This window comes from Desulfovibrio ferrophilus (assembly GCF_003966735.1).
Classification (GTDB): Bacteria; Desulfobacterota; Desulfovibrionia; order Desulfovibrionales; family Desulfovibrionaceae; genus Desulfovibrio_Q; species Desulfovibrio_Q ferrophilus.
This window is the reverse complement of record NZ_AP017378.1, coordinates 3,153,111-3,177,344: the sequence shown is the minus strand read 5'-3', so window position 1 is coordinate 3,177,344 and position 24,234 is coordinate 3,153,111. Positions and strand designations below refer to the sequence as shown.

The 24,234-nt window shown below is 58.1% G+C and carries 26 protein-coding genes and 1 riboswitch; of the genes, 23 read left to right on the top strand and 3 right to left on the bottom strand.

Going from position 1 to position 24,234, the window contains the following annotated elements; translation table 11 throughout:
* Window positions 1-150 precede the first annotated feature (150 nt).
* Together gnd and zwf are read left to right on the top strand one after the other, a co-directional pair.
* Window positions 151-1,059 (top strand): phosphogluconate dehydrogenase (NAD(+)-dependent, decarboxylating), encoded by a 909-nt coding sequence (gene gnd, locus EL361_RS14520; protein ID WP_126380672.1) that lies wholly within the window; start codon window positions 151-153, stop codon window positions 1,057-1,059.
* 4 nt (window positions 1,060-1,063) lie between these two features.
* Window positions 1,064-2,608, top strand: a complete 1,545-nt coding sequence (gene zwf / locus EL361_RS14515) for a glucose-6-phosphate dehydrogenase (RefSeq protein ID WP_126380671.1) — start codon at window positions 1,064-1,066, stop codon at window positions 2,606-2,608.
* Window positions 2,609-2,723: 115 nt separating this feature from the next.
* Here the strand turns inward: zwf and EL361_RS14510 are convergent, their stop codons facing one another.
* Window positions 2,724-3,020, bottom strand: coding sequence for a hypothetical protein (locus EL361_RS14510; protein WP_126380670.1), 297 nt, complete (start codon window positions 3,018-3,020; stop codon window positions 2,724-2,726).
* Between the two features lie 193 nt (window positions 3,021-3,213).
* On the opposite strand from EL361_RS14510, the gene EL361_RS14505 reads away from it, so the two are divergent.
* Window positions 3,214-3,849 (top strand): response regulator, encoded by a 636-nt coding sequence (locus tag EL361_RS14505; protein WP_126380669.1) that lies wholly within the window; start codon window positions 3,214-3,216, stop codon window positions 3,847-3,849.
* A 10-nt stretch (window positions 3,850-3,859) separates the two neighbouring features.
* On the opposite strand, the gene EL361_RS14500 is transcribed toward EL361_RS14505, so the two are convergent.
* Window positions 3,860-4,603 carry a response regulator gene (locus EL361_RS14500; protein ID WP_126380668.1) on the bottom strand — a complete coding sequence of 248 codons (744 nt, stop codon included), beginning with the start codon at window positions 4,601-4,603 and terminating at the stop codon, window positions 3,860-3,862.
* A 96-nt stretch (window positions 4,604-4,699) separates the two neighbouring features.
* On the opposite strand from EL361_RS14500, the gene EL361_RS14495 reads away from it, so the two are divergent.
* From EL361_RS14495 to metK, 20 genes are all read left to right on the top strand, one after another.
* Window positions 4,700-5,395, top strand: a complete 696-nt coding sequence (locus EL361_RS14495; protein ID WP_126380667.1) for a TVP38/TMEM64 family protein — start codon at window positions 4,700-4,702, stop codon at window positions 5,393-5,395.
* A gap of 19 nt (window positions 5,396-5,414) precedes the next feature.
* Window positions 5,415-6,872, top strand: a complete 1,458-nt coding sequence (locus tag EL361_RS14490) for a dihydrolipoyl dehydrogenase family protein (RefSeq protein ID WP_126380666.1) — start codon at window positions 5,415-5,417, stop codon at window positions 6,870-6,872.
* A 219-nt stretch (window positions 6,873-7,091) separates the two neighbouring features.
* The gene (locus EL361_RS14485) at window positions 7,092-7,343 is read left to right on the top strand and encodes an AtpZ/AtpI family protein (RefSeq protein ID WP_126380665.1); all 252 of its coding nucleotides are present in this window, start codon (window positions 7,092-7,094) and stop codon (window positions 7,341-7,343) included.
* Window positions 7,318-7,743, top strand: a complete 426-nt coding sequence (locus EL361_RS14480; protein WP_126380664.1) for an ATP synthase subunit I — start codon at window positions 7,318-7,320, stop codon at window positions 7,741-7,743. Before EL361_RS14485 ends, EL361_RS14480 begins: the two co-directional genes overlap by 26 nt.
* A gap of 5 nt (window positions 7,744-7,748) precedes the next feature.
* Window positions 7,749-8,435 carry a F0F1 ATP synthase subunit A gene (gene atpB, locus EL361_RS14475; protein ID WP_126380663.1) on the top strand — a complete coding sequence of 229 codons (687 nt, stop codon included), beginning with the start codon at window positions 7,749-7,751 and terminating at the stop codon, window positions 8,433-8,435.
* Window positions 8,436-8,510: 75 nt separating this feature from the next.
* Window positions 8,511-8,831 (top strand): ATP synthase F0 subunit C, encoded by a 321-nt coding sequence (atpE, locus tag EL361_RS14470; protein ID WP_126380662.1) that lies wholly within the window; start codon window positions 8,511-8,513, stop codon window positions 8,829-8,831.
* Between the two features lie 159 nt (window positions 8,832-8,990).
* The gene (locus EL361_RS14465; protein WP_126380661.1) at window positions 8,991-9,635 is read left to right on the top strand and encodes a redox-sensing transcriptional repressor Rex; all 645 of its coding nucleotides are present in this window, start codon (window positions 8,991-8,993) and stop codon (window positions 9,633-9,635) included.
* Window positions 9,636-10,118: 483 nt separating this feature from the next.
* Window positions 10,119-10,664, top strand: a complete 546-nt coding sequence (locus EL361_RS14460; RefSeq protein WP_126380660.1) for a cytochrome c3 family protein — start codon at window positions 10,119-10,121, stop codon at window positions 10,662-10,664.
* Window positions 10,665-10,811: 147 nt separating this feature from the next.
* Entirely contained in the window at window positions 10,812-11,666 is an 855-nt protein-coding gene (locus tag EL361_RS14455; protein ID WP_126380659.1) for a YitT family protein, read from the top strand.
* A 2-nt stretch (window positions 11,667-11,668) separates the two neighbouring features.
* Entirely contained in the window at window positions 11,669-12,490 is an 822-nt protein-coding gene (locus tag EL361_RS14450) for an SAM hydrolase/SAM-dependent halogenase family protein (RefSeq protein ID WP_126380658.1), read from the top strand.
* Entirely contained in the window at window positions 12,487-13,251 is a 765-nt protein-coding gene (locus EL361_RS14445; protein ID WP_172961775.1) for an adenosylcobinamide-GDP ribazoletransferase, read from the top strand. Before EL361_RS14450 ends, EL361_RS14445 begins: the two co-directional genes overlap by 4 nt.
* Before the next feature lie 7 nt (window positions 13,252-13,258).
* Entirely contained in the window at window positions 13,259-14,419 is a 1,161-nt protein-coding gene (chrA, locus tag EL361_RS14440; protein WP_126380657.1) for a chromate efflux transporter, read from the top strand.
* A gap of 131 nt (window positions 14,420-14,550) precedes the next feature.
* Window positions 14,551-14,991 carry a flagellar export protein FliJ gene (fliJ, locus tag EL361_RS14435; RefSeq protein WP_126380656.1) on the top strand — a complete coding sequence of 147 codons (441 nt, stop codon included), beginning with the start codon at window positions 14,551-14,553 and terminating at the stop codon, window positions 14,989-14,991.
* Window positions 14,951-15,574, top strand: coding sequence for a MotE family protein (locus EL361_RS14430; protein WP_126380655.1), 624 nt, complete (start codon window positions 14,951-14,953; stop codon window positions 15,572-15,574). The genes fliJ and EL361_RS14430 overlap by 41 nt, the downstream gene beginning before the upstream one ends.
* Window positions 15,575-15,607: 33 nt before the next feature.
* On the top strand, window positions 15,608-16,360 hold the full coding sequence (gene truA, locus EL361_RS14425) for a tRNA pseudouridine(38-40) synthase TruA (RefSeq protein WP_126380654.1): 753 nt from the start codon (window positions 15,608-15,610) through the stop codon (window positions 16,358-16,360).
* 65 nt (window positions 16,361-16,425) lie between these two features.
* Window positions 16,426-18,504, top strand: coding sequence for a hypothetical protein (locus EL361_RS14420; protein WP_126380653.1), 2,079 nt, complete (start codon window positions 16,426-16,428; stop codon window positions 18,502-18,504).
* A gap of 166 nt (window positions 18,505-18,670) precedes the next feature.
* Window positions 18,671-19,762 (top strand): hypothetical protein, encoded by a 1,092-nt coding sequence (locus EL361_RS14415; RefSeq protein WP_126380652.1) that lies wholly within the window; start codon window positions 18,671-18,673, stop codon window positions 19,760-19,762.
* Window positions 19,763-19,838: 76 nt separating this feature from the next.
* Window positions 19,839-19,941, top strand: a riboswitch (SAM riboswitch).
* Between the two features lie 121 nt (window positions 19,942-20,062).
* A complete protein-coding gene (gene panC, locus EL361_RS14410) occupies window positions 20,063-20,917 on the top strand; it encodes a pantoate--beta-alanine ligase (RefSeq protein ID WP_126380651.1) in 855 nt (284 codons plus the stop codon).
* A 5-nt stretch (window positions 20,918-20,922) separates the two neighbouring features.
* Window positions 20,923-21,585 carry a DUF502 domain-containing protein gene (locus tag EL361_RS14405; protein WP_126380650.1) on the top strand — a complete coding sequence of 221 codons (663 nt, stop codon included), beginning with the start codon at window positions 20,923-20,925 and terminating at the stop codon, window positions 21,583-21,585.
* Window positions 21,582-22,748 carry a methionine adenosyltransferase gene (metK, locus tag EL361_RS14400; RefSeq protein WP_126380649.1) on the top strand — a complete coding sequence of 389 codons (1,167 nt, stop codon included), beginning with the start codon at window positions 21,582-21,584 and terminating at the stop codon, window positions 22,746-22,748. Before EL361_RS14405 ends, metK begins: the two co-directional genes overlap by 4 nt.
* Window positions 22,749-22,847: 99 nt before the next feature.
* On the opposite strand, the gene EL361_RS14395 is transcribed toward metK, so the two are convergent.
* A complete protein-coding gene (locus EL361_RS14395; RefSeq protein WP_172961774.1) occupies window positions 22,848-24,224 on the bottom strand; it encodes a hypothetical protein in 1,377 nt (458 codons plus the stop codon).
* Window positions 24,225-24,234: the final 10 nt, after the last annotated feature.

Sequence of the window (24,234 nt, the reverse complement as noted above, 5' to 3'; positions counted from 1 at the left end):
CTTTTACGTCTCACCCCAAAGCGAAACCATTCACGCCAGGGCAGGACTGCTCTGTGACAAACATCACCCTACGACCTATCTCATGAGAACCCTTTGCCATTCCCGTGTATCGCGGTATGCTGAAAGGAACTCTAACCCGTGGAGAATCCCATGCAGATAGGAATGATCGGCCTTGGTCGAATGGGCATGAATATGGCGCGACGGCTGGTGCAGGGCGGACACGAGGTGCTGGCATTCAATCGCAGCCCTGCAAAGACGGATCAATTGGCTGCCGAGGGAGGTTTGGCCACCTATTCGCTCAAGGAGTTTGTCTCCCGGCTTGAGCCCCCCCGGACCATATGGATCATGCTGCCTGCGGGAACACCCGTGGACGAACACATCAAACAGCTGACCGGCATGCTGGACCGCGGGGATCTGATCGTGGACGGCGGCAACTCCAACTTCAAGGACGACATCCGCCGTGCGGAGCAGCTCAAGACAATGGGGCTGCTCTATGCCGATGCCGGGGTCAGCGGTGGCATCTGGGGACTCACGGTCGGATACTGCACCATGGTAGGCGGACCTGCCGAGGCCTATGAGCGGCTGCGCCCTGCCTTGGACACCCTGGCACCACCCGAAGGACATCTGCACTGCGGAGCCGTGGGAGCCGGGCACTTCGTAAAGATGATCCACAACGGCATCGAATACGGCATGATGCAGGCCTATGCCGAAGGTTTTGCCCTGCTGGAGGCCTCGCCCTATGGCAAGGGCATGGATTTTGGCGAGGTGGCCCACCTGTGGAATCAGGGCAGCGTGGTCCGTTCCTGGCTGTTGGAGCTGGCGGAAACCGCCTTTGCCCAGGATGGTCGACTGGAGGGGATCGCCCCGTATGTGGAGGACTCGGGCGAAGGGCGCTGGACAGTGGACCAGGCCGTGGAACTCGGAGTCTCGGCCCCGGTGCTGACCCTGTCCCTGATGGAGCGTTTCCGTTCGCGGGATGAAGGTGCCTTTGCCGACCGCCTGCTTGCCGCCCTGCGCAACCAATTTGGCGGGCATGCCATCAAGAAAAGCGGAGAATGACGCCATGGACGAAACAACAGCCCACATCACCGCACAGGCAATCCGCAAGACCGAGGAGATCACAGCACATTGCGTACTGACCCAGCGTCCTGCGCCGTGTGCCCTGGTCATCTTCGGGGCATCCGGTGATCTCACCGCTCGCAAACTGATGCCCGCACTCTACAATCTTGCCTGCAATGGTGGCTTGCCCGAGGCCTACACCATCACCGGTGCGGCGCGCACGGACCTGAGTACTGACCAGTTCAGAACACGCATGCGTGAGGCCATGTCCACACAAGACAACTTCGACACCGCCCTTTGGGATCAAATCGAATCCCGCCTGTTCTATCAGCAACTGGATTACGATGAGTCCCAGGGATTTGGCGCCCTGAAAACAATGCTCGACAACCAACGTGAAGAATTCAGTACCAGAGACAACCGCATCTTCTACCTCGCCACCCCTCCGACCGTATACGAGGCCATCGCCACACGGCTCGGACAAGTCGGACTGACCCACGAGAAAGCCAGCTCCTTTGCCCGCATTGTGGTGGAAAAGCCCTTTGGGCGCGATTTGCCCTCAGCCCGCCACCTGGACATCACTCTGGATGCGCACTTCGCCGAACATCAGATTTTTCGAATCGACCATTATCTGGCCAAGGAAACCATCCAGAACATCCTGATGTTCCGGTTTGCCAACTCCATTTTCGAGCCGGTCTGGAACCGCCAGTATATCGAATACGTGACCTGCGCCTCATCCGAGCAACTGGGAGTGGAACACCGCGCCGGATACTACGAACAGGCCGGCGTCTTGAGGGACATGTTTCAGAACCACATGATGCAGATTCTGGCGCTGGTGGCGGCGGAACCGCCATCCCTGTTTGCGGCGGACCGGGTGCGTGACGAAAAATCAAAGGTCTATCGATCACTACGGCCTTTTGCCCCCGAACGGTTGCGGGACGATCTGATTCTTGGCCAATACGGCCCAGGAACCATGAACGGTAAAGCCGTCCTGGGCTATCGGCAGGAGCCTGATGTTGCCCCGAATTCCAAGACGCCGACCTTTGCCATGATGCGGGTCTGGGTGGACAACTGGCGCTGGCAGGGCGTGCCGTTTCACATCATGAGCGGCAAACGCCTGCGCGAGAAGATCACGCGCATCGTGGTCCAGTTCCGCGAAGTGCCGCACTCCATGTTCCGAGATGTTCTGGGGCAGGACATCGCGGGCAACCGACTGGTGATGGATATCCATCCGGAAAACTCCATTTCGCTGACCTTCCAAACCAAGGCTCCGGGTGCCAAACCCTGCCTGTCGCCCGTGACCATGAGTTTTGATTTCGCCACCGGAAGCGGCGAGGGGCTTGATGCCTACGAAAAGGTCCTGCTGGACTGCATGCTGGGAGACCAGATGCTTTTCTGGCGCCAGGACAGCGTGGAATTATGCTGGGGATTCCTGACACCCATTCTGGAGTTGTGCGAGGAATGCGGAGACGTGCGCGAGCATCTTCATCCCTACAGTGCCGGATCGTGGGGGCCGCCCCCTGCACTGGAAATGGTCAATACCCTGTTCTAAGCCAAAAATCCCCTGGACCATCAAGGTCTGGGGGATTTTCGATATGGTCCACATCACTGAAGGGGATATCCCTGTCACGTACGACAGGCCAAATCGCCTCTACCCGGCAATCAACTCAGTAGCCCCACTCTTCGACACGTGCACAGACGGCCTCGCACAGGGGCTTGTGCACCGGATAGTATTCTGCCGAATACTGACAAGGTGCCTTGAGCGTCTGAACATTGGTGGTGATATGACTGAGCAACTCGGGTTCGTATCGGGCCAGGCATTCACGATCATCCAGGCCCTGCCTCTGGCATTCCTCCATGATCACGCAATGCAACGAAGTTGCACCCACTTCACAAGGCATTAAACACAAAACCATCCAGGCGATCCCGGCAAAAACAATGAAAACAAAGATACTCTTCCACATGCCAAGGTCCCCCATCTTTTCATGGAATAATCCTGCATACTCTATTCGGGCGCAAAGCAATGACAATGGGGGAATCCCCTGATATCAGCAGACAAGCCCCACACAGCCGAAATGTTTTGGGCTTGTCACCCCGTTTGTATTGTGCTTTTATCAATACTGTTGGGTGGTTGAGGAACAGTCAAAAGGAGACGCGATGAAACGCACTGTGGTCCTGGTCGAGGATCATGAAATTGTTCGGGAAGGGATTCGCACCCTGCTCGAGGCGTATTCAGCGTTTTCCGTCGTCGGTGAAGCCGGAGATGGCATCGAGGCCGTGCGTATCGTGGAGCGCCTTGAGCCTGACATCGTGCTTATGGACCTCTCCCTGCCCCGCATGGATGGCACCCTGGCCATCCGGGACATCAAGCGCCGTTTCCCCGGCACCAAGATCCTGGCCCTGACCGCGCACAAGCGTGAAGACGTTGTCCGGGGAGCACTGGCGGCAGGTGCTGACGGCTTCATCCTCAAGAGCACCTCTGCCCCAACTCTGGTCCAAGCCATGGAAACCGTCCTGCGCGGCCAGACCTATATCTGTCCGGAGATTCCCATCACCCTGCTGGGAACAGGCATCGGCAACAACCAGAAATCGGTTTTGGACAAACTTACGGAACGGGAACTCCAGGTTATCCGTCTGGCAGCAGAGGGCAAGGGCAACAAGTCCATTGCTGGTGAGCTGTGCATCAGCGTCAAGACCGTGGAAAAGCACAAAGCCAACCTGACTCGCAAGCTGGGGCTGGACTCTGCCAGCGAATTGCTGGCCTTTATTCGCGAATACGGATTATTCAGTTAGGCTGAGTGCCTCAGGAGATCGGAAGCCTGCCCAGAACATCCGGCAGACGCTCCAGAGCTGCCGCCGCCAGAGCGGCGCTTTTTGTTTTTGCCGCCAACTCAAGATCCCGGGCAATACTGGCAGCCTCGCCGATCCCGAAACAGGATGCGGTGCCCAGCATGGTGTGCCCGGCCTTCCCAAGAGCAACATAATCTTCGGCCTCCAAGGCAGCACCAGCCTCGGCGCCAAGATCTGCCAACGACACGGCTACCTTGGGCATCAGGTGCAGCAAGGCTTTGTCCGTGGACAAGGCGGAAGGCTCCCCTTTCGGGGCGAGGCACAAACGCTGCCGCACTTCTTGCAACAACTTCTCTGCACTGAAAGGCTTGGCGATCAGGCCATCGAAACCTTCGGGCAATTCAAATTCAACCTCATCTGCATGGGCAGACAAGGCAAGAATCGACACAGCGGGCCTGTCCTTGGCGCGCTCGATCTGACGCATGGTCAATACGGCGGACTGACCACCTCCCCCAGGCATTTCCAGATCCAAGAGCACCAGATCAAAGGCCGAAGCTTCATAGAGATCAGCGGCCTGCAGGCCATCCTCTGCAAAGACAGTCTGCCACGGCGCAGCACGAAAATGATGAGCCACCAGCGCACGCACAGCCTGATCATCATCGGCCACCAGCAGGCGGCATTGGTCCTCGCCCTGGCTCGATGGCTGTTTTCCCTTGTCTTTCCCTGTATCTGCGGACATCTGATTGCGGTAAGCCATCCCCTGCGGCTGGTCAAGCTCACGTCTTCTCTGCTACAATAATGTATTGCTGAACCTGGCTCCAAAGCCGGACAACCTTTGCTGGGAAACCACCTGATGAACACCAAGAAACTGGCTCTGCTGATCGTGATTGCTCTCCTGGCAATTGCGTTCTTTGCCTTCGACCTCGGTCAGTACCTGACGCTGGGTTACCTGAAATCCCGCCAAGCCGACTTCGCAGCACTGTACGCCGCCAACCGGGGCTCCGTGCTCGGAGTCTATTTCCTGATCTACGTCACGGCCACGGCCATGTCCCTGCCCGGAGCAGCAGTACTGACCTTGGCTGGTGGTGCACTCTTCGGATTCTGGACAGGCCTGCTGGTCATCTCTTTTGCCAGCACCATCGGTGCCACTCTGGCCTGCACTGCGGCCCGATTCATTCTGCGCGACTGGGTTCAAAGCAGATTCGGTCACCGGCTCGACGCCATCAACAAGGGGGTCCAGAGCGAGGGGCCGTTTTACCTCTTCACCGTGCGCCTGATTCCGGTCATCCCCTTTTTCGTCATCAATCTGGCCATGGGCCTGACCGCCATGCCCCTGCGCAGCTTCTACTGGGTTTCGCAGCTGGGCATGCTCCCAGGGACCATGGTCTATGTGAATGCCGGCAAGGAACTGGGGCGCGTCGACTCGCTCTCGGGCATCCTGTCCCCCAGCCTGATCGCTTCATTTGTTCTGCTGGGTCTGTTTCCCCTTGTTGCCAAGAAGATCATCACCCGGATCCGACAACGCCAGGGCAAAAGCCAGGACCTGTAGCCATGTTTGGAGATCTCTCATGACCAAGTATGATTATGACATAGGTGTCATCGGCGGCGGCGCTGCGGGGTTGACCATTGCGGCAGGCAGTTCCCAGCTCGGGGCCAAGACCCTGCTGGTGGAAAAGGACGACAAACTGGGCGGCGATTGCCTGCACTATGGCTGCGTGCCTTCCAAGACCCTGATCCATTCGGCGCATGTCTATCATCAAATGAAGAACGCCTCCCGGTTCGGCCTGCCTCAGCCGGAGATCCCTCCCGTTGATTTTTCCAAGGTGACCGCGCGCATTGCCGAAGTCATCGAGACCATTCAGGTCCACGATTCCGTGGAGCGATTCTGCGGACTCGGTGCCCAGGTTGAATTCGGTGACGCCCGCTTTGCCGATGAACACTCCATCACCTTCGGCGGCAAGACCATCTCGGCCAGAACCTGGGCCATTGCCACCGGTTCCTCACCCGGAATCCCTCCCTTCAAAGGACTGGACCAGACCCCGTTTATTACCAACAAGCAGATTTTTTCCCTGAAGAAGCTGCCCGAGTCCATGATTGTGCTCGGGGCTGGCCCCATTGCCACCGAGATGGCCCAAGCCTTCAACCGGCTGGGGACCCGGGTCGAAGTCGTCCAGCGCAGCACCCAGATCCTTTCCAAGGAAGATCAGGACATGGCTGGTGTTGTAATGGACGCCATGGCTGCCGAGGGCGTGGTCTTCCACCTCGGGGCATCGGTGATCGAGGTACGTGACGCCCACGGCCAGCGCGAGGTGGAATTCGAGTTGGGCAACGGTGATCGAAAGACCGTTAGGGCAGAGGTCTTGCTCGTTGCCCTGGGCCGCACCACCAATACCGCAGGACTGGGCCTGGAAACCATTGGCGTTGACATGACCAAGCGGGGCATCCCCGTGGACTCCCGCATGCGCACCAGCCAGAAGCATATTTTCGCGGCCGGGGACGTCACGGGCCAACACCAATTCACCCACGCCGCAGGTTATGAGGGTGGCATCGTGGTTTCCAACGCCATCTTCCGCCTGCCGCGCAAGGCCGATTACACCCACATGCCCTGGTGCACCTACACATGGCCGGAGCTGGCCTCCATCGGGCTGAACGAAAAGTCTGCTCAGACCGCCGGGCGCGAAGTGGAAGTCATGACCGAAAATTTCGAAGGCAACGACCGTGCCCTGGCAGAAGGGGAAAACAGAGGCAAGTTGAAGCTGCTGCTGGACAAGGGCAAGCCCGTAGGCATACAAATCGCTGGTCCTCATGCAGGGGAGCTGATTTCAGAATGGGTAGCCATACAGAATGGAGGAGTCAAACTCTCCACTCTGGCCGGTGCCATCCACCCCTACCCGACACTCTCCGAGATCAACAAGCGTGTGGCCGGGAGTTACCTCGGCCCAAAGATATTCTCCGACAAGATCAAGAAGACCCTGAAGTTCTTCTTCAGTTACAAGGGCAATGCCTGCGTCCTGCCCGAGGATTAAGCCTCAGCATTGAAATGCAGGTATTTTCGTCAACGTTTTCAGGCAACGGACCGATCGTGAAAAAACGCACTTTCGTGGCTCAATTGGGTGAATTCCCGTTGACGAGGCCACTTCTGCTGTGGTAGGTCCGCGATGTTTGTGAACGTTTGAACGAAGCGGTTTGATCCATAACCAGCGGGACAGCCGCAGGCGTCACAACGCTCTTTGGAAACGGAAAGTATGAAGAATAGAAAGCCGATAGTCGATCTGGTTGTTGACGTTGGTACGCTAGGCACCCACATGGTTGTCTGTACTTTCGTCGGTCTTGCCATGGGGTATTATCTGGACAAGTGGCTTGGCACAAAGCCCGTGATGCTGCTCATATTCCTGTTTATCGGAATTGCGGCCGGGTTCAAAAACGTGTACGAACAGGCCCAACGTCTGCAGCGACGTACAGAGATGCCAGATGACAAGGATAATTCAGAAGATTGAGGCCGGGCTCTATCGCCGTGGGTTCGTTCATGAGGAAACGCGAATCCTGGTGCGTAACCAGTTGGCGCTGACCCTTGTAGTCGTGCTCATTGGTTGTATAGGGGGCTGGGCTTGGCCCAGACTGTTCGATTTTGCAGCTGGAGCCGTATTGGCCAGCTGGAACTTTTATTTCCTCTCCAAGTTCGTGCATCGAGTCTTGGAGAAACAACAGGCGGCCGTCACCGGGATGCTGTTCCGGTTCTACGGACGCCTGATCTTGACCGGGGTTGCCCTGTACGCGTTGATCGTCATGGGTGGCAGCTCAGTCATCGCGTTGCTGGCCGGTCTATCCACGGTTGTGGTTACGGTACTCATCTGGGCAGTTACCCGGATGAGGGGGAAAAATATCAAGGAGGCGTAACTGAAATGGCAGGTGGACTTCCGCACCCAATGTTTATCGTTCCGATGGCTCTCGAGTCCCTCGGAATCCACGTTCCTACGCATGTAGCCTACACCTGGGTCGTCATGCTGCTGCTCTTTACCCTGTCCTTCCTGGCGAGCCGCAAGCTCCGGATGGTCCCTGGTAAATTGCAGAACGCCTTCGAGTTGATTATCGGAGGGCTAGAGGACTTCTGTGTTGCAAACATTGGCGAGAAAGGTCGTGAGATCTTCCCCGTCATCTGCGCACTGTTCCTGTTCATCCTGCCCTGCAACTGGTTCGGCCTCATCCCCGGACTCGATGCTCCGACCGCGAACGTGAACACCAACGCCGCGTTGGCCCTGTTCCTGTTCCTGTACTACAACTACATTGGCATCAAGAAGTGGGGCTTCGGCTACGTCAAACACTTCATGGGCCCCATGCCCGCCCTGGCTCCGCTGATGATGATCATCGAAGTCGTCTCTCACCTGTCCCGTCCGCTTTCGCTTACTCTGCGACTGTTCGGTAACATCAAGGGTGAGGAAATCGTGTTGATCCTGATGTTCATGCTGGCACCCGTCGTCGGCTCTCTGCCGATGTACTTCCTGTTCGTGCTTGCCAAGTTCATCCAGGCCTTCATCTTCTTCATGCTCGGCATGATCTACCTGAAGGGTTCCTTGGATCACGCGCATTAGAACCGGCCTTAGCTAACCTTAGGGGAAATGGTCATAGACCAACCTTATATAACCTGTATTTCTGAGGAGAATATCATGCGTAAGTTCCTGATGATCGCTCTGAACACCGTGGCCCTGCTGTCCATCGCCTCCCTGGCATTTGCTTCTGACGCTGCCCCTGAAGTCCTGGGCAACATCATGTGGGGTTCCGCCATCGGTATGGCTATCGCCGCCGCTGGTTGTGGCATCGGCCAGGGCCTGGGCCTGAAGGCTGCTTGTGAAGGCACCGCCCGCAACCCCGAGGCTTCCGGCAAAATCCAGGTCATGCTGATTCTGGGTCTGGCCTTCGTTGAGTCCCTGGCTATTTACGCCCTGGTCGTCAACCTCCTGCTCCTGTTCGCGAACCCCTTCGTGTAAAGAGCAACTCGCTTTCAAGGAAGGCCGTGCTCGTCACGGCCTTCTTTTTCCCGTTTTTTGTTAAAAATTTCACATGACTTACAGAATCCAATGCACTTTTCATAAAAATGTGTGATAAGGGTCCTGTTTTCCACAAATCTCTGCTAGAATCAGGGTGCAATGACTCTTAAAAGCCAACATATCCCGAGAGCGACCATCCAGCGCATGGCGGTCTACATCCAGGTTCTGGAAAGCCTCCAGCGTGACGGCAAAGATGTGATCTCCTCTGAGCTGCTGGCCAAGACCTGCTCGGTGAACCCCTCTCAGATTCGCAAGGACCTCGCCTATTTTGGTGAGTTTGGTGTGCGCGGTGTGGGCTATTATGTCCAGGACCTGATTAGCAGCATCAAACAGGCTCTTGGAGTCGACCGGGTCTGGAAGACCGCCGTGGTCGGCATCGGAAACCTTGGCCGGGCGCTCCTCAATCACCGCGAGTTCAAACTGCGTGGCTTCCACATCGTGGGTGCCTTCGATTGCGACCCATTCAAGATCGGGGAGATTGTCTCGGGCCTGGAAGTCATCTGCTCACGCAGGCTGAAAGAAAAAGCCGATGAGATCGGCATCGAAATCGGCATTATCACAACCCCACCCGAACGGGCTCAGCGAGCCACTAACTATCTGGTGGACGCAGGGGTCAAGGGCATCATCAACTTCGCCCCGGCACGCATCAATGTCCCCGATGACGTGACTGTGGAGTATGTGGACTTCTTCCACCATCTCTATGCCGTTGCCTTCAACGTGACCCTGAACATCGAATCCGAATAATCACATCCAAAATTTTGTGCATTGGGAGATGATTATCATCTCCCTTTTTTTTTGGTTCACTCAGGCAAAACGCCTCCTGGGTCAGTCATCCCGATGAGGACTCAACCCTGTCCCTCTTCATCATTGTAATTGTGGAACCATAACCCTATGAGTCTTCCCGCTCTGAATCTGCTGAACATCATTGACCACGAAGCCCCTCATCCATGCCATGACCGTAGCAAACGGCTCACTGCCAGCGGAATTTATCGGCAGCGCCACTGCGCCAAACATTCCGAAGTCAATTGCTGTTTCGCTGCATTGCAACAATACTCCCTCTAGACTTTTTCATGAATCATTTCGGTTGATTCTCCGTTGGCAAGGCATGTGTAACTGTGATACAAGGTCCCATCCCTGTATCAGATACTGCGTGGATACTGCGTTGCCGGGTTGCTGGATGGGGACCTACCTGGCCGCATCGACTGTTTCCTGCGAGGAGGGTTCGTAATGAGGAAGCTGGTATTTTTGATCTGTCTGCTTGCACTGATCGCTTTGGGCGCGGCCACTGCATTCGCCGAAGGGCCGCACGATATGGACTGTATGGACTGTCACCATACCCACTATGCCAAGGCAGACTATGCCATTGGTGTGACGCCCAAAACCGACCTTGAAAATCCGGCACGCTCCCGCATGGCAATGACCTCAGCCGGAATCGATGCCACCTGCCTGGGTTGCCACAATGAAGACGAAGGCATCATGCCCGTCAATCTTTCCACCACGCACCCCACAGGTGTTAAGCCCACCTACACTCCGGTTCCCTCGGAACTGTTGTGGGAAGGCAAGTTCACCTGTGTCAGCTGCCACAACCCGCATCCTTCCAACGCCAACTACAAGTACCTCATCGTGCCCACGGGCGACGAGGGCGGCGACATGGGTGTGTTCTGTGCCAAGTGCCACCCCGACCAGTCGGACAAGATGACCGTAGGCGCCTCTGCCCAGACGGCCATTACCTCTGACCCCAACGTGGCACCCATCGTGCGCGTCCAACCGTAAGGCTGAACTCGCCACCAGACATCAACCCGGTCCCGCTCGCGCAGGGCCGGGTTTTTCATTATCAAAATGCATGCAAAAAGAATCTGGACATTGCAGACTCACGGGTGTAGCTCGCCGAGCTTAATTCACTATTGAGGAAATAAGACAATGAATCGCGACTATACATATTCCATCTGGTGGAACGTCCTGCTCATCACATTGGGTGCATCCATCGTGGGCTACGGCATCAAGGCTCTGGCAGTGCCCCACGGTTTTGTCTCGGGTGGTGTTTCCGGTGTCGGCCTGTTGTTTTACTACATGACGGACAAGCTCAGCCCCGGAAGTTGGCTGTTCCTTTTCTCCGTTCCTGTGTTCCTGTATGGCTGGTTCGGCGTCAGCAGGCGCTTTTTCTTTTACAGCCTGTACGGCCTGCTTGTGGTTGTAGCAGCCATGGAGTTGACGCAGGGCCAAATCCCGGTCAAGGACCCCATGCTGGCTGCCATTGCCGCAGGTGGCCTCATTGGCGCAGGGTCCGGCATCGCCTTTCGATCATTGGGGTCCACCGGCGGGCTGGATATTGTGGCCGTGGCACTCAACCAACGCTACAATCTCCGCATCGGCCAGGTTTCCTTTGCCTTCAACGCGGTTCTGTTCACCTGTGCCCTGCTCTTCCTGGACGTGGACCGCATGCTGTACTCTCTGGTGGTCGTCTTCATATACAGCCAGGTCACCGAATATTTCCTGGGTATGTTCAACCAGCGCAAATACGTCATCATCATCTCGAATCATGGTGAAGAAATTGCCAAGGCCATCATGGACAATGTACACCGGGGCGTGACCTACCTGCATGGACAAGGTGCCTACTCAGGAAACTCCAAGAAGGTGCTCCTGACCGTGGTCAACAACATGCAGGTCAAACGGCTGGAAGAAACCGTCTACAATGTCGACCCCGAAGCCTTCACCATCTTCGGAAACGCCATGAACGTGCTGGGAAACCGCTTCTCCAAGAGGAAAACTTACTGATCATGCGTCCCACCATCGCTCTGCTCACGGACTTCGGCCTGGACGACCCCTATGTCGCCCAGATGAAGGGTGCGATCCTGTCGCGCCACCCGGATGCTGTGCTGGTGGACCTGTGCCACACAAATCCTGCATATGACCTCGCACGAGGCGCTCTGTTCCTGGAGGCCAGCCGAAAGCATTTCCCGCAGGGGGCCATCTTTGTCGGCGTCATCGATCCCGGAGTGGGCTCGGAGCGACGCATCGTGACCCTGGAAAGGGACGGACAATACTTCCTGGCCCCGGACAATGGACTACTCAGTCTTGTGCTGGCAGTCCCGGGCAAGGTCCGAGCCTGGGATGTTACTGGACACGTGCAGGACCCGGCCATAAGTTCCACCTTTCATGGCCGGGATGTCTTTGCGCCTTTGGCAGCGAGCCTTGGCGCAGGCACGCTGCCATCGGATCTGGGGCCTGAGATCGATCCCGCAAGCCTGATGCGCCTGCCCTGGGCTGAGCCCTTGGTCACGGAGCAACCCTTCCAGGTCAAAGCCACCATCCTGCACGTGGACCGCTTCGGAAACTGCCTGACCAATCTGGCTGCCACCCCCTGGGCCACTCGTTTGACCCTGGGCACGGAACTGGGCATGACTCTTGACTCAGGACAATTCCTCCAGGTGCTGCGGGTAAACACTTATGCCACGCTACAGGGCAACAGAATCGGCTTGATCCTTTGCAGTCAGGGCTACCTTGAGCTCTCCATGAATCAGGCCTCTGCCGCGACGGCAACAGCGCTGACCCCTGGAGAATCCATCATTTTTAGCACCAAAGAGGACGAGTCCCGATGAAAGTGATCACCCCGTTCATGGCAGCCATGGACTTCCTGACTCGACTCGCTCCCGCGCGCATCCACGACGAAAAGACCATCGCCGCGTCGGTCAAATATTTTCCTCTGGTCGGTCTGGTTCTTGGCGGTCTGCTAACCCTGCCCTTTGCCCTCGGGTTATTGAGTGGATATGCTTGGATTCAGGCTTGGCTGCTGACAGGAGCCTCTCTCTGGGCCACACGCGGTCTGCACTGGGACGGCTGGGCAGATCTTTTTGATGCCTGGGGCTCGGGCGCATCCGGTGATCGCTTCTGGGAAATCATCAAGGACAGCCATATCGGAGCCTTTGGCGTCATGGGCCTGATCATGGGCATGGGCGGACAGGTCCTGCTGCTGCACGAAGCGCTGGCAGCCAAGGCCTTTGGAACCATCGCCTTCTCCTTTGTTCTGGGGCGGGGATTATGCGTCGGGCTGGCCTATTGCAGCAAGGGACTTTCACGCAGTGCCGGGCTGGGCAAATTGACTCTGCAAGGGGCGACCCTGCCCAGCCTGATCTTTGCCCTGGCCTTGACGATCTTTGTCGGACTCGGACTCAGACCCCTTCATGCCCTGGCTCCGGCACTGATGATCAGTTTGCTGGGGATGGTGGAGCTGCACACCCTGGCCCGCAAATCCGGAGGCCTGAACGGCGACTTCCTTGGCGCGGCCATCATTTGGGGAGAACTCTCTGCACTGGTGGGGTGGCTGCTGGCTGTACGCGCAGACCTCCTGCCCCTGTTCTAGGCCCAACATGCCCAAACCCCACGCCAGCCCCAGCCTCCAGACCCTGTTCCTGACCTTCCTGCGCCTTGGCAGCACAGCCTTTGGCGGCCCGGCCATGATTCCCTATATCCGCCAGATTGCCGTCGACAAAAAAGGCTGGCTGAACGAAGAACTCTTTCGCACAGGCATGGCCCTGTGCCAGTCCATCCCCGGGGCCACGGCCATGCAAATGGCTGCGTACGTAGGCCTGCGTGCCCGTGGACTGTCCGGCGCCATTGCCGCATATCTGGGCTTTGGCCTCCCTGCTTTTTGCCTGATCACTGCCCTGTCCGTAGTGTATGCGGCCTCCCGGACTGTGGAGCCCGTGCTGGCGGCCTTTATCGGGTTGAAACTCATCGTGGTTGCGCTCATCGCCCACGCTTCCATCAATTTTTCGCGCAAGTATCTGACCCATACGCCGGACAAGCTCATTGCCCTGGGCACGGGCGTCGTGCTGGGCCTCAAGGGCAACCCCATCCTGGCCATCGTCGGAGCCTGCCTGATCGGTCTGATCCTGTATCGCAACATGGACGGGCAGGCCCCCGCACACAGCCACGTGCACGATAACCCCATCAAGCGTTTGCTCCTGCTTTGCATACCCCTGGCGATCCTGCTGGCCACACTGGCCGCACTGAACCCCGGCCTGTTCGAGCTGGCGATGGTCATGTTCAAGGTAGACCTGTTCGCCTTTGGTGGTGGTTACGTCTCCCTGCCGCTCATGCTGCACGAGGTGACCACGGCCCGGGCCTGGATGAGCCCCGAGATGTTCATGGATGGCATTGCCCTCGGGCAGATCACTCCCGGGCCCATTGTCATCACCTCGGCCTTCGTGGGCCACCACCTCTACGGCCTGGCTGGTGCAGCCATCGGTGCGATCTTCGCCTTTGTGCCTTCGCTGGTCATCCTGGTGGGCGTGACTCCATACTTCGACCACCTCCAGGCCTCGCCCCTCTTCCGACGAGCCGTACGGGCCAGCCTGGCGTCATTGGTGGGACTCATGGCTGCGGTCTTCGCTCGATTTGCCGTGACCACGGCCTGGTCGCCTCTGGGAGCCATACTCTGCCTGGGAACCTTCCTGGCCTTACGCGCCAAGGTCGATATCCTGTGGGTGGTGCTGGTGGGAGCATGCCTGTCGATACTGGTTCTGTAGCCCGGTCATCATACCTTCCTGTCTGCCCCTGTCCTGCTTCTCGCTTTTTCGGCCTGGTTATTGCTATTCTTTCCACAGCCGGGTGATGAGTGGCGGCTTTTTGGCAGCCCCGACCCACAAAAGGAAACCGCATGGCCAGATTTCGCTTTTCACTTGAGCGGGTGCTCGAATACCGCTGCCAGCTGGAAGACCAAGCCCAAATGGACGTGGCCAAGGCTCTGGCGGCCCATAATGCTCAAGCGGAATACATGGACGGCCTGCGCGGGAAACTGGCGCAACTTGAGGCTTCGTTGTATAGCACAGAGGCAGTGACGCAAAATGACCTCTGGCTCTGGCGCCGCTATCACACCGCTCTGCGCGAAGACATCGCCAAGGCCGAAGTACAGTTGCAGAAGCTGGCCCGAATCCTTACCGAGACCCGCCAACGTTTGGTGGCCCGGTCCAGAGATAAAAAACTTCTGGAACGCCTGAAGGCGAACCAGGAAAGTGAATTCAGGAAAGAAGAAAACATCAAGGAACAGAGGGAATCAGATGAAATGGCGACGGTTCGTTTCCAGCATGGGGCTGTCTAAGCTCTTCAAGGGCCTGCTGGCCCTGGCCATGATCAAACTCTGTCTGCTGGCCATGGTGGGCTGGCATACCCTGTCCGTTCCTCCGGGCACGGCTCCGTCGCAAACCGTGGTCAAGGTGGCCTCTGTGGGCGTGTCCAGCCCGGCACAGGCTCAGGACGGGGTCAAGGACAACATGCTGACCATGGAAGATCAGGAAAAGACCAAAACAGCGCCCATGGGGGCTGCGGCCTTGCAGAAACGCCAGGAAGAACTTGACCGCCGCGAACGCGAACTGAACACCCTGGAATCCAAAATCAAACGCGACATGGCCGAGTTGGACAAGCGCCGCGCTCAGATGGAGCGCATGCTGGAGGATGCCAAGGCCGTGCGCGACAAGAAGGACCGTCATCTGGTCGATGTCTTCTCCAACATGAAATCCAAGCAGGCTGCACAGGTTCTGGAATCCATGGACGAACGTCAGGCTGTCAAGATTCTGTCCGGCATGCGCGGACGTCAGGCCGGTGAAATCCTGACCTTTGTCCAGGCCGAAAAGGCCGCCAAATTGGCCGAGGCCCTGACCCGGCTGCAGGTGCCCTTTGAGTAGTCGGGAACTGGTTCCTGTCTTGGAGTGTTGTTCATGCCGCGCCTGAAACTGATCCTGGCCTATGACGGGACCAACTTCAACGGCTGGCAGATTCAGGCCGGGAGCACGCAGCGTACGGTACAGGGCAGCCTGGAAAAAGCCCTCTCAAAGATCTGCAACCAACATATCCGGGCCCATGGCTCGGGTCGCACGGACACCGGGGTGCACGCCCTGGGGCAGGTCGTTCACGCCGACATCCCGGACAACCGCGTGGATGCTCCCTGGCAACGGGCACTCAACGCGCTGTTGCCCGCTGATATTTCCGTTCTGCACGCAAGCCTTGCCCCGCAAGACTTTCACGTCAGATTCGATGCCCTTTCCAAAACCTACACCTATAGTTTATGGCCCGAGAACCGATACGATATACCGCAAAGGCGGAATTTCGTATGGGCGACTGGAGCGCTTGATTTGGAGGCCATGGACAGAGCCGCCCGGCTGATGGTCGGGCAGTATGACTGCAAATGCTTCCAGAATACAGGCACTCCAGTGGACAACACCGTGCGCACCGTGACCCTTGTGGCGCGGGAGCCGGGGCAGTTCCCCGGCGAGGTGTGCTATCGCTTCGAGGCCGACGGCTTCTTGAAGCAGATGGTGCGCAACATGGTCGGTCTGCTCGTATGGATCGGACGTGGACGCTTCAGCCCGGAGGACGTGCCCACAATCATCGCGGGGCAGGATCGCACGGTGGCGTTCCCCACGGCACCACCACAGGGACTGACCCTGGTGGCGGTGCACTACCCGGCCTGATTCCACCCTTTCCGCCTTGCATGGCGCGAGCATGAGCCGCGCCCAACTGTGACGGCGGACCATCCATGGCCATTGAATTCGAAGGGCTCAACCAGGAGTTCACCACCAGCAGGCTCTCCCAGGGAACGGCCACCCAGGCCACCACGTCTCTGGAACGTTCCGCGCTGCTCTCCCGCGTGGCCTGGCGCTTCGAGAATGCCGAACGTCAGGGCCGCTACAGCCGCCTGGGCAATCTGGTTGTGGAGACCCTGGACAACCGCATCTCGGATCTGGAGTCCGCCACCTCCAATTTCAGTTGGCCTGTCTCCGGCAATTCCCAACGCAAGGCCCGGCTGGTCACCCCCGCCAACGCCAGTTCGGACATCAAGGGCCTGCTACGCACCGAGCTGCGTAGCGGAGACGATGCCCAGCGCTATTACAAATACTTCTCCACGGGCCGAAACGCCGCCACCAACACCAACCTGGACGGCAAGGACTACCGCTTCTCCATCACCCAGGGTGACAGCACCGAAAAAATCGATATCTCCATTGCCGAGGGGCAGAACTGGGGGGAAATTCTGGATTCCGTGGCCGAGGCTGTCAACCAGACAAGCCTGCCGGTACAGGCCGAGGTCATCCGCCAGACCGGGCCGTATCAGGATCTGGATTTTCTGCACAAGACCGGCTCCATTCTGGCTGTCACCGTCAATGCCGGGCATCAGGATCAGGACGTGTCCTTCCGGGATCTGGAGGGCCTGCTGACCACGAATCTGAAACTGGACGCCACCGAACGCCCCGTGGCCGCGCCCACCATACGCACACACAACGTGGCCTCTGCCAGCCCTGCCAGCGCCAGCACCTACACCACCACCCCCGTCAATCCCATTGGCGATCCCGGCCTCACAGCCGGAGAGCACCGCCTGCTGTTCACGGTGGGGGACATCACCAACACCGTTGCCGTGACCGTGGACAACGACATGGATTGGGAAGAACTACTGGAAAACGTCGCCAACCGCATCAATTCCACCAGCACGGAACTATCTGCCCGCGTCATGGATGGTGAAATGTCCTCGGGGCAACTGGAGCCCCTGAGTCAGCGTTCCATCCAACTGGAGGTCAGTCTGGCTTCGCCCAAGCGCGGGGACCGTCTGGCCCTGTCCGAATACGGTGGCCCCTGGCTGGACGACATCGATGGCTTCCACGATCCCACCAATGGCCTGCCCAACTGGGTCACGGGTGGAGAGCGCTACATTGCCTCGGCCACGGCGAACGGCTGGACCGAAGGCAACGTCTACGAATACGACGGCTCGGCCTGGTCCGAAACCGCCACAGTAACCAATAACGCCGTGTCAAACATGGACGACGGCCAGGATTGGTTCAATGACGGGACATCCTGGTCCACTACCCCTTCGGGCAATCTGGTGGATTCTCTGGGTCTGAATACCACCGCCAGCCCCGGACAGGACGCCCAGGCGCACATCAATGGTCGCGACATGGTTTCGGAAACGGGCATCTTCAGTCTGGATCAGGGTAGAATGACCATTGAAGCCCAGGCCCCGCTGGGGCAAAACCTGCCTTTAAAGGTGGAGTCGGGCTACGCTGAGATCCAAGACCGCTTCACGGACATGGTCACCGCCTACAACGGCCTGCGAGATTTCCTGCTGCCCAACGCGGACCTGTTCGAGGCCGGATTTCCAGACACCTGGCGTGATCCCGTCTCCGATCTGTCCACGGAACTGGAATGGATGGGAGTTGAGGAACTCCCCGGTTCGGGCAACCTCTGGGTCCGCTCCGACGACTTTGCCCAGGCACTGGTTCAGGATTCCCAGCGAGCAAGAGCGACCCTGTTCGATGCCCCCGGTGGTCTTGCTCCACGTCTGGCCCAGGTCTCCAGCACCAACCGCCAGCCGTCCCTGGAAGACCATCTGGTGCACCCCAAGGTGCTGGTCGATCCCGGTCCCGCGCCTGCCACCGAGGCGGATCTCTCCAGACAAAGCCAGATGCAGGACGTCATCGCCGCTGGCACCGATGTCCCACGCCCGGAGCAAAGTCCCTATGTCGAATTCTCCAACCTGATGGCCGACATCATCCGCCAGGGACATGAGCAGATGGAAGCTCTGGCCAACATGCCAGACACCGGGCGAATCTTCGATTCCGAGTCCTGATATTGCGCTATAGCGCATTGACCTTTTGCTCAAAACAGATAAAAGAATATATAGTCACAGATTTTATCTCGACCCACAGCCTCAAGCGACCAGCCACCATCTCTTCGCTCTCCACTCTCCTCTCATCTCTCTCCTCCGTGCACTTTTACTACAAGGAGTTAGAAAGATGATACCTGATGTAACTAATATCCCTTGGAGCCTTGTGGGTGCACTTCTGCTCTGTTCCTTCTTCCCCTTGGCCGCCATTTCCTTCCTGTGCTACCGCATGCCCAAGAAGAAGAATGAACTCAAAGCACTCTGCACTGCGCTGGGTATAAAGGCTGACGACGAAAAATGCCCCTATTTTTTGTTCAAACCACAAGACGAATATTCCATCAGAGACTATGTTCTGCCCATGGGCTTCTGCATGTTCTATTGCTTCTGCGCCTTCTGGCTGCTGTTCGACTGCCACACCCTTGGCCTGAGCAAAGACTGCTCACCCATCGACACCTCGAACCTCATCCTGCAGGGAATTTTCCCCTATCAGGGAATCCCTTTCACCTATGCCAAAGTCAGTCTTGTCGCCACCCTCGTCGCAGTTCTGGGCTGTTATGTCTGGTCCATCCAATATGTTGCACGCAGACTGGTGACACTGGATCTTTTCCCCTCGGCGTTCTACACCATTGCCACCCGCCTGGTCTTCTCCACTTTCATCGCTCTAGCCTTGCGTCACCTGCTCTTTGCCAATGCTGAGGGCAGTCTGATCATCCTTCCACCTCTGGCCTTTTTCATCGGTATGTTTCCCCAGCGGGGATTGCGTTATCTGCAAAACAGATTCAGTCCCACCTTCAAAGAAGGCAAACAAGCTCACGCCCTACACTTGGGAATGATCGAGGGTATCAATCTCTTCACCCACACCAGACTCAGTGAACTGGGCATTGACAATGCCCAGAATCTGGCGGAAGCCAACTTCATTGAAATATTGATAAAAACTCCATTTACCCCCAACCTCCTCATGGACTGGATGGCCCAAGCAATGCTCTATGTCCGCGTCCGAGATCGGATCGAGCAACTCCGAACCGTGGGCATCCGCACCATTTTCGATTTACAGAACGCCCTGACCACGAACCCGGAAAAACTAGCCGAAGCCCTTGAGTGGGAACGATCCATGCTCAACATCATTGCGGCCTCCATTGACCACGATCAGACCCTCACTCAGTTGAAATGCCTCCGGGACAAGCTGCTGGCCCCGAATGACTTATGCAATAGCCCTCCCTAAACAAAAAACTCTTGCTGACCGAAACGGTTTGAGGTAACGGTGTTGCCAGCCGCAGCCATGCTGGTGGCGATTTGAACAATCATGAAGAGAGGCGCGAGGGTACTGGCCCGCTGACCGCCCGGCAACCTGATCCCATTGAGGTCAAGGTGCTACCGCCAGCCCGTGAGGGACCATGATGGATAAACGAAACACTCGTGAACCCCTCCCCCACAGGAGGGGTTTTTTCGTGTCCAACGGACACCGGCCAAGGAACGGGACAGGGAGTATCAACCAACCCGGCTCGACGGCCAAAGGATACTGATGAAGCGCTTAAGCGATGCACAATCTTTTCAGGCACAAGCCATGGCAGACCGCGCAGCGGGACTGACCACAGCGCTGGTGCCCACCATGGGTTTCTTTCATGAGGGACATCTGTCTCTCATGCGCTGGGCCCGTGAACATGCGGACCGGGTGTATGTCAGCCTGTTCGTGAACCCCACGCAGTTCGGACCGAGCGAAGACCTGGACGCCTACCCGGCGGACCTGGAACGCGATGCGCGCCTGGCCGAAGAGGCCGGAGTGGACCTGCTCTTCACACCCACGCGTGAAGACGTCTATGCCCCGGACCACGCCACCTGGGTAGAAATCCCCGAGCTGGGCAAACATCTGTGCGGTGCCAGCCGCCCCGTACACTTCCGCGGCGTGGCCACCATCGTCACCATCCTGCTCAATCTGGCCCAGCCGACCCTGGCCGTATTCGGACAAAAAGACTGGCAGCAGCTGGCCATCATCCGGCGCATGGTGCGCGACCTGCACATCCCCACCACGATCATGGGCAGCCCCATCGTGCGTGAGGCCGACGGATTGGCCATGAGCTCGCGCAATGTCTACCTGACCGCAGCCGAACGCGCCCTGGCTCCAGGCCTGCAGCGCGGCCTCCAGCATATCGCGACCCTGGCCGAAAGCGGCGAGCACGACGCCGAGGCCCTGAAGCAGGCCCTGCAGGCATTCTATGCCAAGCACGTGCCCGGTGGGGACATCGACTATCTGGAACTGGTGGACCCCGAGAATATTCAGCCGGTGCAGACTCTGACCGGTCCCACCCTGGCGGCAGTCGCCGTGCGCCTGGGCAAGGCCCGGCTCATCGACAACCTGCTCCTGTTAGGCGGCGAGTAGAATTTATGTGCAGCAAGCAGCGGACAGGCCTCCTGGGGCTCCTCAAAGGCGCCCTGAAGACCAACCTCATTGCGGGACTGCTCGTGGTCATCCCTCTGGCGGCCACTGCCTTTTTCCTAGGGGTGATCTTCAGGTGGGCGGACAAGATCCTGCTGCTCATCCCCGAACCTTTCCGGCCCGAAAACTACCTGCCCTTCAATATTCCGGGGCTGGGGATCATCCTGCTGGTCATGGCCCTGTTCCTGATCGGCTTTCTGGCCCGCAACATCCTGGGCAGGACCCTGGTCCGTCTGGGTGAACGCATCATGAACAACATCCCCCTGGTGAACAAGTTCTACCAGGCGGTGAAGCAACTGGTGGAGACCATCTTCATCGGCGGCGGTAAGGATTTCAAGCGAGTGGTTCTCATCGAGTATCCGCGCAAGGGCATCTACGCCCTGGCGTATGTCACCGGCAAGACATACCCCGAATTTCAGAACAAGACAGACAAACCCGTCATCAACCTCTTCCTGCCGACGACTCCCAACCCGACCTCGGGCTTCTACCTTCTGGTGCCCGAAGAAGACGTCATCACCCTGGACATCAGCGTGGAAGACTCCTTCAAGATTCTCATTTCGGGTGGGATCATCAATCCGGACGAGGTCAAACGCTCTGGAGGATCAGAATGATCAGCAACAAAGGCACGTATCACTTTACTTCCGAATCCGTGACCGAGGGCCATCCCGATAAAGTCGCCGACCAGATCTCTGACGCCGTGCTGGACGCCCTGCTGGAGCAGGACCCCGAATCCCGCGTGGCTTGCGAAACCCTGGTCACCACCGGTCTGGCAATGATCGCCGGTGAAATCACCACCAAGGGTTACGCCGATCTGCCACAGATCGTGCGCGATACCATTCGCGAGATCGGCTACACCAGCTCCGACATGGGTTTCGATGCCGAGACCTGCGCCGTGATGTCCACCATCGACAAGCAGTCCCCGGACATCGCCCAGGGCGTTGACCGCAAGGCCCCCGAAGAACAGGGCGCCGGTGACCAGGGCATGATGTTCGGATACGCCTGCAACGAGACCGAAACCCTGATGCCCGCTCCCATCTACTGGGCCCACAAGCTGTCCGAGCGCCTGACCGCAGTGCGCAAGGAAGGCATCCTCGATTACCTGCGCCCCGATGGAAAGACCGAAGTCAGCTTCACCTACGAAGACGGCAAACCCAAGTTCATCGACACCGTGGTCATCGCTTCTCAGCATGCTCCGGAAGTCGCTCAGGACGAGCTGGTCGAAGGCATCAAGAAGGAAGTCATCTTCGCCACCCTGCCCGGTGAGTTCGTGGATGAAAAGAAGACCCGCATCTACATCAACACCACCGGTCGTTTCGTCATCGGCGGCCCCATGGGTGACTGCGGTCTGACCGGACGCAAGATCATTCAGGACACCTACGGCGGCATGGGCGCCCACGGTGGAGGCGCGTTCTCCGGCAAGGACCCTTCCAAAGTCGACCGCTCCGGTGCCTACATGGGCCGCTACATCGCCAAGAACGTTGTTGCCGCTGGCCTGGCTCCTACCTGCCAGGTGCAGATCGCCTACGTCATCGGCGTGGCCGAGCCCGTGTCCGTGCTGGTCACCAGCCAGGGCACCAGCGACATCCCCGACGATGTCCTGACCAAGGCCGTGACGAGTGTCTTTGACCTGCGTCCCTACTTCATCGAACAGAAGCTGAACCTCAGGCGCCCCATCTACAAGGCGTCCTCCTGCTACGGCCACTTCGGCCGGGAGCTGCCCGAGTTCACCTGGGAAGCCACCGACATGGTGGAAGCTCTCAAGGGTGCCTGCTAAGCACGCAGCAAAATACAATCAGCAAGACAAAGGGCCGCTCCTCTCGGGGCGGCCCTTTACAATGCTCTCGGCAACGTCGGGGAATAGACATACTACCCGTTATCGCCTGAAATATTCTCGCACCATACTGCCAGTAGGATCCCGCTTCAATTCATTGGAGAGTGAGGCGTAGAAGTCGGTTTCACTGTGATAGATTTCGCCGCCCTGCCCCAAATCTTCCAGACGCAGGGAAAGCAGGCGCTGATCCATGGTGCTGTCCCAGTTCCTGTAGGCCACCAAGCCGTATTTGATGGGCATCACCACAAGCACGGTGCAGGCCGCCAGGGCCACATAGCGCCGCAATCGACCCAAGCCCATATAGGGCAGCATCACCGTGCCCAGCAGCAGGAAGACGGCGTTGGCCGGTCCCGTGGCCCTGGTTCCCAACTCCACTAATATAAAAGAAAACAGCGAACTGGTCATCCATGTGCGGTCTGCCTGAATCCAATTCAACCCCAGAATAGCCACGGCAAAGATCAACATCAGCACCAGCAGAAAATCACCCAGCCTGCGCCGCCCCGGATTCTGAAGGTTCACTGCGGGCCGGACTCGGAGCCAGATCACAATGACCGCCAGCGAACACAGCAGCCAGTAAAAAAAGAGGAACCAGCGCTGGGAACCGAAGCGGAATGTCCCACCCCCGAAGGTGATGAATGCCCACCATCCAGCACAGGCCAGACACACTGCTCCCAGAAAGACGGCACACATGGCACCAGCGCGAGGCTGAACCGCATCATCCGGAAAGACAAACCGGCGCAAAACGAGGGCCATTATGATCGGAGGGAGGTACACCCCCGCCAAGCCGACATTCATGGAGATGCCCAGCAGGGCCAGTCCGACCGCCCACAACCAGGAGTGACGCCCCGCTCCACTTCTGTCCATGGTCCCAAGTTGCAGCAGCAGGGCCATAAACCAGACAATGGCCGTACAGCGCAGCGGCGCCTGATACCACAGGAATCCACTCTTCCCCAAAGGATTGAGCAAGTGCCCCTGAGGCAGGGCTCCCACAATCAGGCTGGACATGAGCACGAGAAAAAGGATGGTCGGGCTACCGAGGGTCCGGGCCGCAACCAGCACAAGAGCCAGCATGGCCAGCAACTTGAGTATCGAATGGGAAAGGATATTGCTCTGATAGATGAAAAGGGAGGGCAGGCCTTCTGCCAGCCGAACCAGGATGGAGTTGGCCGGGTAATTAATCAGGGTATCCACTCGGGCGCTGTAACGCAGCCATTGCCCTGGGGCGAGACCGTCTTCGTGGCGGGAAAGATGATCCAGCATGGCCGGAGCCACATCCTCGGCCACGGGAGAGAGTAAGGCGGAGGTCCGAAGCACCAGAAGATCGTCATACAGGCCGGAGCGGCCAGCCGTGAGCAGGGTCACAAGAACGGGGACGGTCACCACAACGGCGAGAATCCAGATCGAGTACTTCCTCCCCATCACAGGCATG